Source organism: Bacteroidia bacterium (genome assembly GCA_037045145.1).
GTDB lineage: Bacteria > Bacteroidota > Bacteroidia > AKYH767-A > OLB10 > OLB10.
Map to the genome: position 1 here is coordinate 2,006,095 of JBAOIA010000011.1, position 18,024 is coordinate 2,024,118.

The 18,024-nt window shown below is 36.8% G+C and carries 11 protein-coding genes; all 11 read left to right on the top strand.

The genetic code is table 11. The annotated features are described in order from the left end of the window. Positions 1-6: 6 nt before the first annotated feature. Complete coding sequence (locus V9G42_09400) at positions 7-999, top strand: hypothetical protein (protein MEI2759626.1); 993 nt, start codon at positions 7-9, stop codon at positions 997-999. Between the two features lie 30 nt (positions 1,000-1,029). Continuing rightward, positions 1,030-2,256 (top strand): DUF6361 family protein, encoded by a 1,227-nt coding sequence (locus V9G42_09405; protein MEI2759627.1) that lies wholly within the window; start codon positions 1,030-1,032, stop codon positions 2,254-2,256. 1 nt (position 2,257) lies between these two features. Beyond that, positions 2,258-4,096, top strand: coding sequence for a phospholipase D family protein (locus V9G42_09410; protein MEI2759628.1), 1,839 nt, complete (start codon positions 2,258-2,260; stop codon positions 4,094-4,096). A 2-nt stretch (positions 4,097-4,098) separates the two neighbouring features. Then, a complete protein-coding gene (locus tag V9G42_09415; protein ID MEI2759629.1) occupies positions 4,099-7,497 on the top strand; it encodes a helicase-related protein in 3,399 nt (1,132 codons plus the stop codon). Position 7,498: 1 nt separating this feature from the next. Further along, positions 7,499-10,774 (top strand): type I restriction endonuclease subunit R, encoded by a 3,276-nt coding sequence (locus V9G42_09420; protein MEI2759630.1) that lies wholly within the window; start codon positions 7,499-7,501, stop codon positions 10,772-10,774. 17 nt (positions 10,775-10,791) lie between these two features. After that, the gene (locus V9G42_09425) at positions 10,792-11,700 is read left to right on the top strand and encodes a DUF5655 domain-containing protein (protein ID MEI2759631.1); all 909 of its coding nucleotides are present in this window, start codon (positions 10,792-10,794) and stop codon (positions 11,698-11,700) included. 18 nt (positions 11,701-11,718) lie between these two features. Continuing rightward, on the top strand, positions 11,719-13,797 hold the full coding sequence (locus V9G42_09430) for a Piwi domain-containing protein (protein ID MEI2759632.1): 2,079 nt from the start codon (positions 11,719-11,721) through the stop codon (positions 13,795-13,797). Positions 13,798-13,922: 125 nt separating this feature from the next. Further along, positions 13,923-14,582: a VWA domain-containing protein gene (locus V9G42_09435; protein ID MEI2759633.1), complete on the top strand. Its 660-nt coding sequence runs from the start codon at positions 13,923-13,925 to the stop codon at positions 14,580-14,582. Beyond that, on the top strand, positions 14,582-15,289 hold the full coding sequence (locus tag V9G42_09440) for a protein phosphatase 2C domain-containing protein (GenBank protein ID MEI2759634.1): 708 nt from the start codon (positions 14,582-14,584) through the stop codon (positions 15,287-15,289). Before V9G42_09435 ends, V9G42_09440 begins: the two co-directional genes overlap by 1 nt. Further along, positions 15,290-16,681: a protein kinase gene (locus V9G42_09445; GenBank protein MEI2759635.1), complete on the top strand. Its 1,392-nt coding sequence runs from the start codon at positions 15,290-15,292 to the stop codon at positions 16,679-16,681. Position 16,682: 1 nt separating this feature from the next. Then, positions 16,683-18,024, top strand: a 1,342-nt coding sequence (locus V9G42_09450) for an AAA domain-containing protein (protein MEI2759636.1), incomplete at its 3' end; no start/stop codon positions are given.

The following is an 18,024-nucleotide window of genomic DNA, read 5'->3' on the forward strand; positions in this document are numbered from 1 at the left end:
TTTAAAATGAATAGAACAAATACTCCTTATTATAAACCTTCGAAAATTGACGAAGTTTTTTTTAGCCTTTTTGGATATTATCCAACTCAGGAGGGTAAATCTTATGAAATGCTTGTTGGGGCTGTTGTTAAGATTCTTTTTAAGAAAAAAGTAATTCTTGATGAAAGAAAAAGAGGGGAGTATGACGATAATCTATATCAGATTGATGCAAGTCTATATGAATTAACTGGTTCTAAAATGATAGAGGCAAAAGATTTTACTTCAGCAAATAGAAAAGTCAAACGGCCTGAACTCGATAAAATTGCAGGAGCGTTGCTTGAATTAGACTTCGATGAAGGTTACTTTTTCTCGGCAACTAATTATACCAGGGATGCCAAAAAGAAAGCTAAAGCTTCTAGCGAAAACCCTCGTTCGACCAAACTTTCATTATATCATTTAGTGCCTTCAACTTCGGGGGATCTAAAAGGTCGATTAGAAAAAATTGAAATTGATATTATTTCATATGAGATTGACCCCAATGGAACAGTTTTTAATCCGTGCATTTCGGATGAAGCATTCAGAAAATGGACTGAAGAATATAACATTCCAACGGGTCTAAAAAGTGCTACAGAATTTTATTATGACGAATCAAGTATTCATTGCAAAGGATACCTTCATGATGATTTAGATAATTACATTGGGGAGTATGAGTTTTACAAGCCATTAGATAAATCTATTTATATCTCTGCTTCAGAGAACAACAATGAAATCTCAGGTAAATGGCAAGTTGACGATGCATTTATTCAATTCAATGGAATAAAAGAAAAAATAGACGAGATCAATTATAAAATCAAATTCAGGGAAATTTCTATTCCTCTTGTAATCGAAGCAACAGGCAGTCCAATATTAAAAGTTGTCTCTGAAGATGGTAAAATAAATAAGCTAATTACGGATAAGCAACTCAAAGGGATAACATTTGAAGATAATGGAGAAATATTATTTGATGGTTCAAATCCTTAATTAGTGCTCATTCCAAAACAAAAATAGATAATGGCAACAATAGGCTGGATAGACTTTTCAACTAACGACAGAAACCGGGTAGGATCGGTTTTAGACCTGCTACGTCCTGAAGGCATGGTAGATGAGTTGGGCATGGGTACTATCCGTGATGCCTTGGCCAATCAGTTATTTCCGGGTATCTCTACCATCCAAACCCGGGCTAAATACTTTTTTATCATTCCATATATTTTATACGATTATCAAGCCACCAAACCAGCACAACGCAGGGGAAAAACACCTTCTAAATTTCTGGAAGATAAAGAGTACGATATTATGTGGGCATTGGCTGAGCAATATGAGTATCAGGAGGGCAATGGTGTAATAGGTATCAGTAAACGTAAGCCAAACAAAATCGTAAGGCGGCCATCGGCTATTTATTGGAATGGCTTGTACACTTATCAATTCATTAATACGAACGGGTTGGCAGCAGATAGTTTTTTAAGGCAGTCTGTCAATCCTTCAATGGAAACATTACTTTCCTCAGTGCAGCAAGGTGATGATACTACAGGCGATGATGCAGATGCGGAACATGAGAATGTATTTAAGATAAGAGTATCGCCTAAATTAAACTGGAGTGAAAATCTAACGCTTGAATTGGATAAAGGGGAAGCTGAATTTTTTCAGGACCGCATACTATCCATTGCCAAAAGCAAATTGATTGCAGAACTCTTGCAACAAGACAAGCTCTGGAAAATATTTATACAAGCTGAAAACTTTATGCAGTTTGCAAAAGCTGCATTGTCACTTCCACTTTCAGATAAACTGAAAGCAATGCTCATTTTAGCCCACGACTTTTCTGAATTAATGTATGGTGCACATTTGGCATACAACTGCCAATTGCACCACAAGGTTTTTAATAGCGATCACTTTGACGATGATTTCCAGGAGTGGATAGACGGCATTGAGGATAATATGCTCGACTATTCCAACTTTAATCCCGATATACTATTCAGTTACGCCACCACTACAAAGTCAACAACAGTTCAGTTTGTAAAAGACTGGTGGAAACAAACACAAAACGGATGCAAGGATGTAAAGAAAAGAGATACCCTGATAGAACAACAGGAAGCAATGGTAAAAGGTGGCAAAGCCCGTTTGCGTTGGAAAAAAACAGATGATGTAAAAGAAAATAATTGGCTTGGGTTAAGGCATTTTGATTACCGCTTTTTTCAGGCACGAACCATTTTAAAAGATATTAGAACAGGAATAAATAACTAAGATGCTGCACCCTAAACACAATAGAATAGATTATGGCGATCAACTCATTCCACCAGATGGGTATGAATTGGCCTATGCTATTGGCACATCTTATTCCTTAGACCTCGAAGCCCTGATGATATTACCTGTGGCTTTGTTTTATGCTCAAAAATTAGATAGTAATGCTGATGAATTGAGGTACGATATGTTAGATGCCATTACTAAAGCAGCAGATAAAATTACGGTGTACTATCAAAACGGGCAGTTGAAAGTACCGCAGAAATACCATCACCTGATGGCATACTGGGAAAAGGGTATTCAGCCTGTTACCATGCCTCACCATGCAAGTTCATTTCATCCAAAAGTTTGGGTAATCAGGTATGAAGGCAAAGGTTTAACTCCTAAGTATAGGGTATTGGTTACAAGTCGCAACCTAACCTTTGCCCGTGATTGGGATATGGCTTTTGCAACAGATGGTGAAGTGTCGGACAAAGAGCAGCCTAAGAATAAACCATTGGTGCATTTTTTACAATACCTGAATACTACTGGCAAGAAAACCATACCGGCAGCATTTCTGAATGATTTACTAAAAGTAAAATTCGACCTGCCTGAAAAATTTGATGCGTTCAAATTTGTTCCAATAGGCATACCTAATACAGAAACAAATAAGCCTTATACCAACCCAATTACAGCGGGCAAAAACCTTTGGGAAGAAATGCTGATTGTTTCACCCTTCGTAGATAAAACAACATTGAACAGCATCTATGAAGCCACCAGCAAAACTCCGTACCTGTTAAGCAGAAAAGAAGAATTGGATGCTGTGGATGAGGAAACACTGAACCTTCTTGACTGTTGGCAGTTTTCCACCTTCTTTCAGGAAGCAGAGTATTTTCAGGAATTAGAAGACGATGGAACGCCTCCACTTTCACAGAGTTTACATGCAAAGCTTTTTGTGGCCATGCAAGACCGTGTGCCTTATTGGTATTTAGGTTCAGCCAATTGCAGTGACCCAGCTCAGGGTAGGAATGTAGAATTTATGGTTGAATTAAAGGCCGGAAATTGGGCTGGCTTAAAAACCAAAGACATTTTTAAAGCCCTTACAGATCCTGCCAAATCAGAAGGCATTACTTTATTTACGCCTTACACTTTTGAAGCAAGAGTTTCGGTAGAAGAACAAAAGAATATTGATTTAGCCATCCGCAAAATCAAATATGATTTAACACAGCTTACAATAAAAGGTACAGCAACATTAATTGAAGGCGGCACAGCTTATAACCTCACTATACAGATTGATGCAAGCCACCTGACATTGCCCAAAGGATTTGAAGTAAAGTTAAAGCCCCTTCCTGAAAACCAAAAAGCAGGTGTAGCCATTAATCCGGAAAAAACAAATAGCATCGAAAATTTTGGCGGATATGCCGAAACAGCATTGAGTATATTTTTAGTATTTGAAATTGCAAAAGATGGCCATGTTCACAGTCAGTTTCTACTGCCAATGGAAATTGAATTACCAAACAGTAGGCTCAATAAAATATTCTCCGCCATCATTGACAGCAGAGAGAAGTTTTTAAAATACCTCACATTCTTATTAACCGGTGAAGAAACCGACCTCATTGGTAATGCCAAAGGAAATAAGGATAAAACATCTGCAAATGGAAATGATGCGTGGGCTTTTACAGGTACACCCGTTTATGAAAAATTACTCATAGCATCCAGCCGTTTTCCGGATAAGTTAAAATCAATTGATACTTTAATTCAACGCCTGAAAGAAGAAACAACCGAATTAGATGAACCTATTATAACCGCAGAGTTCGAGGGCTTCTGGAATGTATTTCAAACCTTTATTAAAAACAAAAATTGATAATGAAGGAAAAAATACAAGAAACATTAGCAGGGCTAAAAGACTTCCAGTTAAAAACGGTGGATTACGTTTTTAAGCAGTTGTATGTAAAAGGCAGGGGCAAAATGTTGATTGCGGATGAGGTAGGCTTGGGAAAAACCATTGTGGCAAAGGGCATTATTGCAAAGGCATTTGGTCAGTTTACACCCACACCGAATAAAAAGGTTTTCAATGTTATTTATATCTGCTCCAATCAGGCATTGGCGAGGCAAAATTTAAAGAAACTCAATTTCTCAGGTGATAATTTAGCCATTGATTATTCAGAGGATGATGATAGATTAACGGGCTTGGCCTATATATCTGCAAAAGAAGAACAACAATTCCCTTTCAGAATAAAAGCCTTTACCCCTGCTACCTCCTTTGATGATAAAACACATGCTGGCAAAGCTGATGAAAGAGTTCTGTTGTATAGGCTTCTGTATTCATACAGCGATTTCAAGCCTTTAAGCAATAGTTTAAAATGGATACTGAAAGGCAATAGAAGAATTAAGGATGAAAATTGGGAGGCTCGTATTCAGTATGCCGAGGAATTAGACAACGGAAAAGAAATAGCCTGGTTAAAGAAAATCAGGCCAAAAGTATATAGTGAATTTAAGAAGGCATTAGATAAAACAGTAAGTCCTGCGGATTTACCAAAGTCATTCAATGCAGCAGGTATCAGCTACCCTGTAAAATATTGGACACTGCTGAAGAACCTTTGTCAATTGGGCATTCGTAAAAACAATTACTACCATTACAATTTCAGTAAGGAGCTTATCAGTTCATTGCGTTTCCTTTTGTCAAGAGTTTGTATTGAGTTTTTACAAGCAGATATTTTTATCCTTGATGAATTTCAACGCTACAAGAAATTAATTGACAAAACAGGTGGTAACGAAGAAGACGACAAAGAAGAAGTAAGCCCTGCAATTCAGTTGGCAAGGGATATATTTTCATTTGAAGATTCTAAAATCCTCATGCTGTCTGCTACACCATTTAAGCCATACACAAATGACTTTGATGAATTGAATGGAGAGGTGCATTACAATGAATTTATTACAGTTCTACAGTTTTTGATGGCAGATAAAGCAGCTGATTTTTGGAAGGAGTATGAACATGATCGTAAAGCATTATTTGGTTTTTTACGTCATCCGGATACGTTGGATGCACAAATGCCAGGTGCAATAGGATTGAAAAACAAATTAGAAACCCTATACCGCACCAGCATTGTTAGAACAGAAAAGCTGCTTGCGTCCAACGACAGGGATGCATTGATAAAACATGTAAATAAACCAATTTCCATTCAGCCCGAAGACATCAATGATTTTGTTGTTTTAGACCAGATTACCTTATTGCTTAATAAAGATCATAAAGCATCACTACCTGTTCCTTTGGAATATGTAAAGTCTTGCCCTTTTGCCTTATCATTCTTAGACAATTATCAGCACAAGGAAAAAATCAGAAATCTGATTTTAGAAGATGCGGCACTTCAGCAATTGGTAAGGCAAACAAAGCACGGCTGGGTTAATCTGAAAGACATTAACGATTACAAACCACTTATTCCACCGAGAGCAAAATCGCTTCCTAATGCTAAGCTGCGTTTGTTGTTAGATGAAACAGTACACAATAATGGTTGGAAATATTTGTGGATACCCCCTTCCATTCCATACTATGAGTTAGATGGTGCTTTTAAAGATAGCTGGGGTTATTCTAAAACATTAATTTTTTCATCGTGGAAATTAGTTCCTCGTATGGTGGCATCATTGGTTTCGTATGAAGCCGAACGACTTTCAATTGGAAATCCGAAATCAATTTCTGACAGAGAGAAAAAGGAGAAAGAGAATTTTAAACCGTATTACTTTCAAAAAAGAAGATCACCAAGACCACAGTTTACATTCAAGGTTTTAAAAGAGGAACAGGAACCTCAGCAGATGAATAATTTCATTCTTTCTTATCCTTGCCTGTTTCTTGCCAATTTGTATGACCCCGCAATAAATGTTGCAGAGAAAAAATCAGTTCAACAAATCAAAGCTGAAATAAAGAGCCAGTTGATGGCTACTTTCAAAAGGCTTAATCTTAACCAATATGTAAGTGGTGAAGGTGACTGGCAAAAGTGGTACTGGTTGGGTCCTCTCTTTTTAGATAAAGCAAGTGAAAACAATAAGGTGCTAACAGAATGGCTATCTAAAGGAATACCGCCATCAGAACTTTCGATTGATGCTGAGAGTATCGGTACTGATAAAGATGAAAGTATCGGTAGAAAAACACATTTTGAATTGGCAAAAGCTGCTTTCACCAGCCATTCCCCCATTGCGGCAGGTAAACTAAGCAATGAGCAACTGGAAGTAATTTGTGAACACATGGCTGAGCTTACAATTGGTTCACCGGCAATATGCTATTTGAGAAGCCAAAGAAGGTACAAAGAATTGTCAAATGATTTATTCGATGCCGCCTTCAATGTCTGCTCTGCTTTTCTAACTATGTTCAATAAACCGGAGAGCATTGCCATCGTGAGGTTGCACACAAAGGATGGTGATTATTGGGAACGGGCATTGCGATACATGATTGATGGAAATATGCAGGCTATGCTGGATGAATTTGTGTATCTACTGATAAATGGTGAGAATATTCAATCCACAAATGAGCTGAGTGATTTCATTTCCGATATTCTTTCTGTAAGAACTGCCACTTCAGACATTGAAGATTACCCAACATTTTTAGAAAATCTAACTAAGGAAAAGCCAAAGCGTAAAGCCATCAGGTCGCATTATGCCGTTGACTTTGGCACTCAAAAAATTAACACTGCTAAAGGTGCAGGTCGGCAAATTAATATTCGCCAAGCATTTAATTCACCTTTCAGACCTTTTGTTTTGGCCTCCACTTCCATTGGTCAGGAGGGCTTGGATTTTCATTTGTATTGTAAAAAAATATTCCATTGGAATCTACCTTCTAACCCCATTGATTTTGAGCAAAGAGAAGGCAGAATACATCGCTATCAAGGGCTTGTAATCAGGCTCAATCTGGCAAGTAAATACAGAGATCAGATAGCCTATGGTAATACCCAAAATAATATTTGGAAAGAGGTCTTTAAATATGCTGAAAAGGAAAAAGCCCAGGCTAAGTTTTCCTGTGATTTAGTACCATACTGGCATACCGAAACATTGAGTGATATAAAGATAGAAAGATTCGTGCCTTTGTATCCTTTCAGCAGAGACATAGAGAAGTTCAATAATCTAATTAAAATACTCACATTTTACAGATTAACATTCGGGCAACCACGTCAGGAAGAATTGGTGGATGCTCTTCATGATTCAGGTTTTAGTGATGAGGTAATCCAAAAATTAGATGATTTAATTATTAACCTTAGCCCAATAAGATTTACATAATATGGCAAATTTTATATCAGAAGATCAAATAGAAAAAGCAACCATAGAGGTGTTTGTACACAACCTCGGGTATCGTCATCTCAATTGTATTGATAAAGACTTAACGGGCCGTTTGAATGAAACTGATGTCATCATTAAGCCATTGCTAAAGAAAAAGTTGATTGAATTAAATCCAACGCTTCCTGTCTCAGCCATTGAGGAAGCCTACGAACAGCTTTGCCAAACAAGATTAGATAAAAGTGATCTGATGGCTAATAAAGAAGCCTATGGTCTGATAAAAAATGGAGTACAGGTTGAAATTAATAATGCACAAGGTCGTAAAGAGCCCGCCACCGTTAAAGTGATTGACTTTAATGAGAAGACAAAGAACGATTACCTGGTAGTTTCACAATTATGGATACAAGGTCAATTTATTCGCAGAAGACCAGATTTAATAGTATTTGTGAATGGCTTGCCCCTCATTTTCATTGAGCTTAAAAATAGCAACATTGCTCTTCGTAATGCTTACGATGATAATTTGCTCAATTACCGTAAAGACATTCCGTTGTTGTTTCATTACAATGCAATATGCATTCTCAGTAATGGTTTAGAAACAAAAGTGGGTAGTTTCAATTCCGGGTATGAGCACTTTTTTCATTGGCTAAGAGCGGAGAATGAAAATCAAGTCCCGGATAAAAAACGCATTAAACAATATGGAGTTAGTTTAGACTATGCTGTATTAGGGCTATGTGAAAAACAACGATTCCTTGACTACGTAGAAAATTTCATTCTCTACTACAATGATATTGCAAAGATTGCTGCTAAGAACCATCAGTTCCTTGGAGTAAACAATGCCATCAGTAATTTCTCACTTCGCTTAGAACACGATGCTGCCGGCACAGACACTGGAAATAAAGGTAAGTTGGGCGTTTTCTGGCATACACAAGGTAGCGGCAAAAGTTATAGTATGATTTTCTTTGCCCGTAAAGTGTTCAGAAAATTTACCGGCAATTACACCTTCCTGATAGTGACAGACAGAGATGATTTAGATGGCCAGATATACCGTAATTTCTTGGGTGCAGGTGCATTCAGTAAAGACACCAAATGCAGACCAAAAGATAGCGAAGACCTTAGAGCGATGTTGCAAACCAATACACGGTATGTTTTTACACTGATACAGAAATTTCGTTATCCCAAAGGGCAAGCTTATCCTGTATTGTCACTTCGCAACGACATCATTGTTATTATAGATGAGGCCCACAGAACACAGTACAAAGACCTGGCTGAAAACATGCGTACAGGTTTGCCAAATGCACAATACATGGCCTTTACTGGCACACCGCTATTGGGCAGTAAAAAATTGACGCATGAATGGTTTGGAGACAATGTATCTGAATACAACTTCAAACAAAGTATCGAAGATGAGGCTACTGTTCCTCTTTTTTATCATAAAAGGGTTCCCGAAGTATTACTTCAAAATGACGATATAGATGATGATCTGGCTGATATTGTAAGTGATGAAAATCTCACGGAGGAACAGCAAATAAAATTAGAAAGAGAATTTGCTCAGGAAATGAGTGTGCTCAAAGCAGATGATCGCTTAGAAATAATTGCTAAAGACATCGTCTATCATTTTCCACGCAGAGGCTATCTTGGTAAAGGCATGGTTGTGACCATTGACAAGTTCACCGCTGTAAAAATGTATGATAAAGTAAAGCGATTGTGGGAAGAAGAAAAGCGGAACATCCAGCGTCAGATAAACGAAGAAAAGGACAAAGTTGCAAAAGATGATTTGAAGCAGATATTAGAATGGATGCGTAAAACCGATATGGCAGTTATTGTGAGCGAGGAGGCTGGAGAAGATGAAAAGTTTGAAAGGCAAGGATTAGATATTAAAACGCATAGAAAGCGGATATTGACTGTAGATGAAAACGGTCAGGATTTAGAAAGCAAATTTAAAGACCCTAAAGATTCACTACAATTGGTTTTTGTATGCAGCATGTGGCTAACAGGTTTTGACGCACCAACTGTTTCTACTCTGTATTTAGATAAGCCAATGAAAGACCATACCCTAATGCAAACAATTGCAAGGGCAAATAGGGTTACAGATTTTTTGATAAATACCAAACCCAAGAAAAACGGTTTAATAGTAGATTACTACAATGTTTTCCGCAATCTTAAAAAAGCGTTTGCATCATATGGTGGTGGTTCAATTGGAGCCGGTGAAGGGAAAGGTGAAGATGCTCCGGTTCAGGAAAAAGACCAGTTGTATGTATTGCTGAAAGATGCTATAAATGAATGCAATGAATGGTGTCTAAATATTGGTATTGATTTAAACAACATAAAAGAATCAAACTTAATCTTTAGCAAACTTAGCCTGTTTGATGAATACGCTGATACTATTGTTGCAAATGATGAACATAGAAAACAGTTCATAGTTTACGACAATACCATTGATGCTTTGTACGAAGCATGTAAACCTGAAATATTAGGTCGTAGAAAGGAGTTTCCATTGGCAGCTATTGTTCATTATCTCCGTGAGGTGATTGATGGCAGGGCTGACAGAGGAAATCTGGACAGTGCTAAAAGAAGAATTGGTCAATTATTAGATGATAGCATTGTTGCTCAGGAAGAAGAGAAATCAAACGAGCCCCAATTTGAAAATATGGCGGCAGAAGGTCCGGTATATGCTATCAAGGCATGGAAACAAATTGACCTCAGTAAATTAAATATTGAAAAGTTAAGGGAAGAGTATAAAGAAGCACCTCATAAGAACATTGAAATTTCAGATTTGAGGGCTTTCATATCTGACAAATTACAGCAGATGATGGAGCGAAATACCACCCGTACCAGCTTTGCTCAAAAATTACAGGAAATTATTGACCGCTACAATTCCGGCAATGCAAGCAATGAGAGTTATTTCGATGATTTGATGGATTTTGTAGAAAAGATGAGAGAGGAAGAAATGAGAGCTGCAAGGGAAGGCATGACCGAGGCGGAACTCGAAATATTCGATTTGATAAAGAAAGAAAATCTTACCAAAGATGAGGAACAGAAAGTAAAGTTAGCAGCCAAGAACTTGTTACATAAATTGAAAGACGACAAACCAACTGTGTTGATTACAGATTGGTATAAGGATACACAGACAAGGTTTCAAGTACAAGCTGCAATTAAAAAGGTATTGAACGACACTTTGCCTCAAAGCTATGATAGGGCTGTATATAGTAACAAATGTGATATTGTTTTCGATCACTTTTTAATGATGGCACAAAACGGGAATTTCAAGGCTTATGCTTAACACATAATAAAAAAAACATGGCATTATACACTAACCAAACTGGCAAACTAAAAGAGGTAAAAGAAAAACCTTTTAAACTGGAGAAAGACATTCAAAAAGTCTTTGAGGAAAACCTGTCTGCCATCATGGGGCTTGTATTGGTTAAAAGCGAGTTCACCATTAAAAATAAGCGGATAGACACATTGGCTTATGATCCACAGGCATGTGCCTTTATCATTATAGAATACAAAAGGGATAAAAACATCAGTGTTGTTGACCAGGGCTTTACTTACCTCAGCTTGATGCTGGAAAACAAAGCTGATTTTATTGTGGAGTACAATGAAAGCCTCCGGCAAAATATGAAAAGAGAAGATGTGGATTGGAGCCAGACAAGGGTTGCTTTTGTATCAACAAATTTTACCGAAAACCAAGTTCAGGCAACAAACTTTAAAGACATTGCCATTGAGTTATGGGAAGTAAAACAATTTGACAATGATACCATCATTATCAATCCAATTAAAAAATCGAATGCAGCAGAAAGTATAAAACCATTAACCCAAAATAAAGAAGCACTCAAAAAAGTAACAGAAGAAATAAAGGTGTACACCGAAGAAGAACACATCCAAAAGACAACCGAACTGATTGCCGAACTCTATCAAAAATTCAGGCAGGGAGTTATACAATTAGCAGATGACATTGAGATTAAGCCCAAGAAAATGGAAATCGGTTTTCGTAAAGACAGCAAAGTATTTGCGGATATATGCATTTTGAAAAACTCTCTTAAAATATGGATCAACCTAAAAAAGGGAAAGTTAGATGACGCCAAGAAATTGGCAGAAGACGTATCAGAAAAAGGACATTGGGGCAATGGAGATTATCAGATACAGGTTGAAACAGACAAAGACCTTGAATACATAATGAGTTTGATAAAACAAGCAATAAAATAATGAATTAAATACAAGCCGATGCAGCAAGAATTACTCTTAAATATCATCCCGTTTAACCCGCCAGCAGGGAAACAAACATTTGCCTTTTACAAGCAAAAGCAGGAAGGTTATTTTCCTGTGTTCAAAGATGATTTGCAAGGGCTTCTTGATGATAAGTTCACTCCATTAGAATTGCTGGAGTTGCAAAAGCTGTACACCGATTTTCAACCGGCAAAAGACGATGCAATAGAATTGGATATTGATTTGTCAGTTTCTACAAGGTTTGCCAACCACTATTACCGCTACCTCATTAGAAATTACTTTGAAGGTATTGCAGACATCATGCACGAAAATTTCACCAGTGAAACAGAAGTATGGTTTCACAACTCTGATAAAAGCACTGCAAAATACAAAGTGTACAATCAGTTTACAATAAAGGTGCAGTTTGCCAGGGTGAGTGATAAACCTGAATTGGTGCTTTCTTATGATGGCACTACCAAAGTATTTGCAAAGCCTGTTTCTGAGATTTACAACTTCAATACGAACCTATACAATTGGATTGTTTGCAACGGTGTCATCTACAAATGGAAATACAGACCGGCAGAAGTAATCAACCAGCCACAGAATTGTTATCCAATTCTGAGTAATGAACTCAAACCACATTTGGAAATAGCTTTTGATGTGCCGGACTTAAAAAACCGTTATCCGAAGTACCTCGGTTTTCTACAAGATTTTTACAACAAGTATTTAAACAAGGATGCTTTCCGCAGCATCATACCCATAACGGATGAAGGTTTTTATAAACCCAAAGCCGACCAGTTCAGGGTGATTAATTCAACATCCAACGATTTGTTGTATGCTGGCGGCAAAACAGGCAAAGAGCCAAAGAAAGACTTTAAATCCAAAGGCCCTTATCAGTTACCAAAAAAGCCAAGCAACTTTAAATTCTTCTTCATTTACCAGGCTGCTGATAAGGCAACCGCTGTTACTGAATTATACCGCTACCTGCATACTGGCTATAAAGATGATCGGTTCCCTTTCCCAAAAATGCAGGATTACATCAAAGTTCCATTTGAGTTAGATATTTCAAAGAATGTTGAATTTGATACAGTAGAAAACGCAGTAGCTACAATTAAGAATGCAGTTAAAAATGCAGAGTGGCTTCCTGATACACAGTACATGGCTTTATTTGTTAACCCTGTACCCAAGTTGGAAAAGGATGAATCAAGAAAGAACATCTACTACAAAATCAAAGAAATCTTATTGTATGAAGGTGTGCTTTCGCAGGTAATTAAAAGCGAACACCTGTATAAGAACGGAAAGCCCAATTCATTTTTCAATACCTTTTTACCACACATCGAAATTGCCATGCTGGCAAAATTGGGCGGTGTACCCTGGCGGTTGAACCGGCCAACCAATAATGAATTGATTGTGGGTGTAGGAGCATTTTATTCTGTTACCAGCAAATCAAGATTTGTAGGTTCAGCTTTCTGTTTCAATAACGAAGGTATTTTCAAAGGCTTTGACTGTTTTAAAGGACATGATACCATAAGTCTTGCAGGTTCTATCAGGGAGGCAGTGGCTAAGTTCATTGCAGTCAATTACACCGCTTCGAGGCTCATTATTCATTTCTATAAAGACATTGGTAAAAAGGAATTAGAACCAATCCTGAAGACATTACATACACTGGGCTTGAACATCCCTGTAATTGTTGTAACCATCAATAAAACGGAAAGCAAAGAACTCATAGGGTTTGATTTAAAGGATAGTGAAAACCTGATGCCGTATAGTGGCACAATACTGAAAGTGGGCAAATCGGAATACCTGTTATTCAACAACACCCGTTACGATGCAGCAGCAAAACCGGCACAGAAAGAATATCATTTTCCGGTTAAGATTGCCCTGTCATGCACAGTTGAAGGCATGTTGGATGATATGAATTTGGTGGAGCAATTAATAGATCAGGTTTACCAGTTCAGCAGAATGTATTGGAAAAGCACCAATCAACAGAGCTTACCGGTTACCATAAAATACCCTGAAATGGTGGCAGAAATCTACCCCTACTTTCAGCATGAAAAACTATCACCCTTCGGGCAGGAAAGCCTTTGGTTTTTATAAAACAGTAATAGAATGAAAATGAGCAGAACAAAAAATACCCAGCATTTCAATAATATTTTCATCAATGCAGATACAGTGCACAGGTGTGTATTTACTTTGCTCCATAATCTTAAAAACGTAATTATATGGACTCATTAAACGACTTCTTAATTCAAAAACCAAGACCACTCCCTGTTATTGTTGCAGTAGACAGAAGTGGCAGTATGGGAACAAATGGTAAAATAGATGCCTTAAACATCGCACTAAAAGATTTTATTAATTCAATAAAGGACGAAGACAGCAACAAGGCAGAAATACACATTTCTTTATTCAGCTTCGGGGGTGAAAGTGCAACTTGTGATATCCCGTTAACACCAATTAGCCAAGTAAACACACCGGCTTACCAGGCACAAGGCAGGACCCCTATGGGTGGTGCGTTTACAATGTTAAAAGAACTAATAGAAGACAAAGTACAAATACCATCAAGATCTTATAAACCTACAATAGTTTTATTGACTGATGGAATTCCGACTGATGATTTTCTTTCTCCAATGAATGACCTTATTAATGATGGTCGGTCTTCAAAAGCCTTCCGTATTGCTATGGCAATTGGTGATGACGCAGACCATAATATGCTATCAAAATTTGTAAGCTCACCTGAATATTTGGTTTTGGGTGAAAGTGCAAGAGATATAAGGAAGTTTTTCAGGTTCGTAACAATGTCTGTTACCCAGCGAATGAAAAGTCAAACACCGGATATGCAGCAAATTCCACAAATGCCTGATGACGAAACTCTTGATTTCTAATGGAGTTGAAAACTACAATCATACAAGCAAGTATCCGTGGCGATAAACATGAAGCTATTCCCAATCAAGACTATATAAACGTCTTTGAGAATGATGAATTTCTGATAACCACAGTTTCAGATGGATTAGGTTCATCTAAAAATTCGTTAGAAGGAGCACAAATTGCTTGTAAGAGTGTAATTGATGAAATACAAAATTTTCAACTTTCGTCTGAACTTCAATTCCTCAGTAATAAGATAAAAGAAAGGTGGAAAAAGGAAATAGAATCAATTTCCAGCATTATAAGTGATTATCGAACTACCAACTCCTTTATAGCTGTTTTCAAAAAGGAAAAGAAAATAATTGTTGGTCAGATAGGTGATGTTCTGGTTTCGCTTAGAATGGATGGTTTATTCCGCTATTTAGAAACAACAAGTAAAGATTTCTCTAATGAGACCGTTTGCCTTGGTTCTGGTAGAGATGAAAATTTCAAACTGGCCTTATTTGAATTTGGGCACACATTTGATTTTTTGATTGCAACTGATGGCATTGCTGACGAATTACAAACAGAAAAAATTGAAACATTGCATGACTATTTTAAAAATAAATTTCAAAATATTGAAGTATCAAGAAGAAATGATGCTTTAAAATGTGATTTAGAAGAATTCCTAAACGAAAAAAACAATGATGATAAATCAATGATTTTCATCTGGTCAAATAAAAATTAAATGAACGTAGTAGATTCAAAAAATATCAGTTACGAAGTGCTTGAAAAACTTGGTGAAGGTTCTCAAGGTGTCACCTATTTGCTAAAAGACAAAAAGCACATTGTTAAACTTTTCAACCAAAGTTTTGATGACAATACAACCAAATCCAAAATTAATTTCCTAATAAATTTAGGGTTAGATAAAAAAGTGTTTGCAGTTCCGTTAAGACAAATTACACAACCAAAGAATGGTTACGTATCTGAATTTGCATCTGGAATGATTCCCTTGTCATCATTAAAACTTGGAACAGAAAATACAAATCTTGCAGAATGGTATTTGTCATCAGGGGGTTTATTAAAAAGATACAATGTTCTTATTCGATTAGCAGCATTATTGAGAGCATTACACAGTAAGGGTCTCGCCTATTGTGATCTATCACCTAACAATGTTTTTATATCTGAAAAGTCTGAATCAGATAATGTTTTTTTAATTGACTTAGACAATCTCAGGTATAAAACAAGTATAGTAAATAACATCTACACCCCTTTCTATGGTGCACCTGAAGTTATTTCTAATAATGCTCCTAATACAACCATGTCCGACTGTTTTTCATTTGCTGTATTGGCTTATGAACTGCTCACATTAAACCACCCTTTAATTGGCGATTATGTTTCTGAAGGTGAACCAGAACTGGAAGAAGAAGCCTTAAAAGGTAAATTACCCTGGGTTGACCATTCTGAAGACCACACCAATGAAAGGACTACCGGCCTACCCTCAGAAAAAGTAATGCCCGAAAAACTCCTAAATCTTTTCAGGAAGAATTTTGAAGAAGGGCTAAATAATTCTCTTGAAAGACCAAGTATGGCAGAATGGTTTGACATGCTAAATCTTGCATTAAATGAGCTTCTGAGATGTGGTAACATCAATTGCAATCTTAGATACCCATACAACAATTCAAAAAATTGCAATTTCTGTGGACAAGCACCTCAAAAAGTGACTCGTATTCAAATGAGAAGATGGGAGGAAATTGAATATTATGATGAGAAAACACACGAAGTAAAACAGCAGTTCTGCTTACAACCGGAAGTTTATGATGAAATTTTAATTGATGAAAACACTCCAAAGGAAATTGCTGCCTTCAATTTTCTTTTAACCGAAATAGAGCCATTAGCTCCCCTTTTAAAAATTGAGTACTTGAAGGAAAAGGATGAATTAAAAATTTTACTTACACCATTAAATGGTGTAAAGTTCAATATAAGTCCCCGCAATGGGTTGTCTGAAGGTGGCAAAACCATTCTTCTTGACACCCCAAAGAAAATAAGGGTAGTTGATGCTACCCAACAGGACAAACAAAAATATATGCTTCACTTGAAAGACTTAAACACTCCACAAAGGGTGCTAACAATAGATTAATATGGCGGATTTAAAAGACATACTGAATAATTTTCCTGAAGAAACACTTCAAAACACCATTAATGGAAAAATCCTCAATGGTGTTATAAATTGGGAGAAAAAGCCAATTCTCTTGAAAGCTGAACAAATTGAATCCAACCAAATTTTATTCAGCCTTAACACAGCCCCACTGCGTGTATCATTCACAAGTAATGCTATTGGCGACAATGAAACTGACAAAGCAACCATTGCTCAAAGCTTATTCTGGATTACTAATGTAAAAGATGAAAGCATTGAGATAAAATATCTTCCCTGTGGCACTAGCCAAACTTTCAACGAATCTCTTGAAATTGGTTTTGGCGATAATATAATCTTGGCAAATAAGAATGTTAAGATTGAGAAGTTATCTGAAAATCTTAATAATGATTTTGTATTCCAATCCGAAAGATCTGATTTTATTTTTGTTCAAACCTATCCCGGCAATACAGATTTAAGCTTCACAATACACGGTCTTCGCAAACGAGTTGATATTTTGGTGAAAGAGAATAAATGGATTGTTCAGAAAATAACCAATAAGCCATTTGCCAAAAAATACGCAGACTTTTCAATCCTGAATGTAGCTGAATACCCGTCAATCAAATTTGTAGAGGCATCAAAAGCAAAAGAAGCTTACGAAACTATTAAAGCAGAAGAAGCTAAAGGCAATACACTTATTGCACTATGGCAAACCTATTCTGCAGTTGAATTAGAAAGGGCAAACCAACTCAAAGAAAAGGTTGGTGAATTAAGCTTCAACCGAATTAGATTTCTTCCAGATGGAATTACGAAAGTTCGAATTGGTAATTTGACAGAAGAACTGAAATTAGCAATTAACGAAAGTAAGGATGATTTATTAAACACTTCACTAGAACTTACAATAGAAAAGGAAGGTGAAGTAAAGCAGGCAGAAAATAAGCGGTTCTTAATGAAATCAATAAGTAATGATTTTTCTTTTGAACTATATGATGAACTAAGTTCTATTCCTGAAACAGGTAAATTCCTTATCTCTCTAATAGGCGATGAGATTGTAAACAAAAGAAGGGAAAGGGCATTAAAGAGTCTTAGAGAGGATAGGAAATTTATTACCAGAAATCTGCTTTTTGCAATCGAGGGTGCTTCTGATGCTATGTTAGCAAAAAAGAGGAATGAAAAAGCCTTAACAGAAAGAACCAGAAAGTTTTTGAAAGACAAATTTGGTATAGATGATTTAACGGCAAATCAGAAAGAAGCTGTTGAGATTGCTATTAATACCCCTGATATTGCAATAGTTCAGGGTCCTCCAGGAACAGGTAAATCTACAGTGGTTGCCGCCATTTGCGATAGAC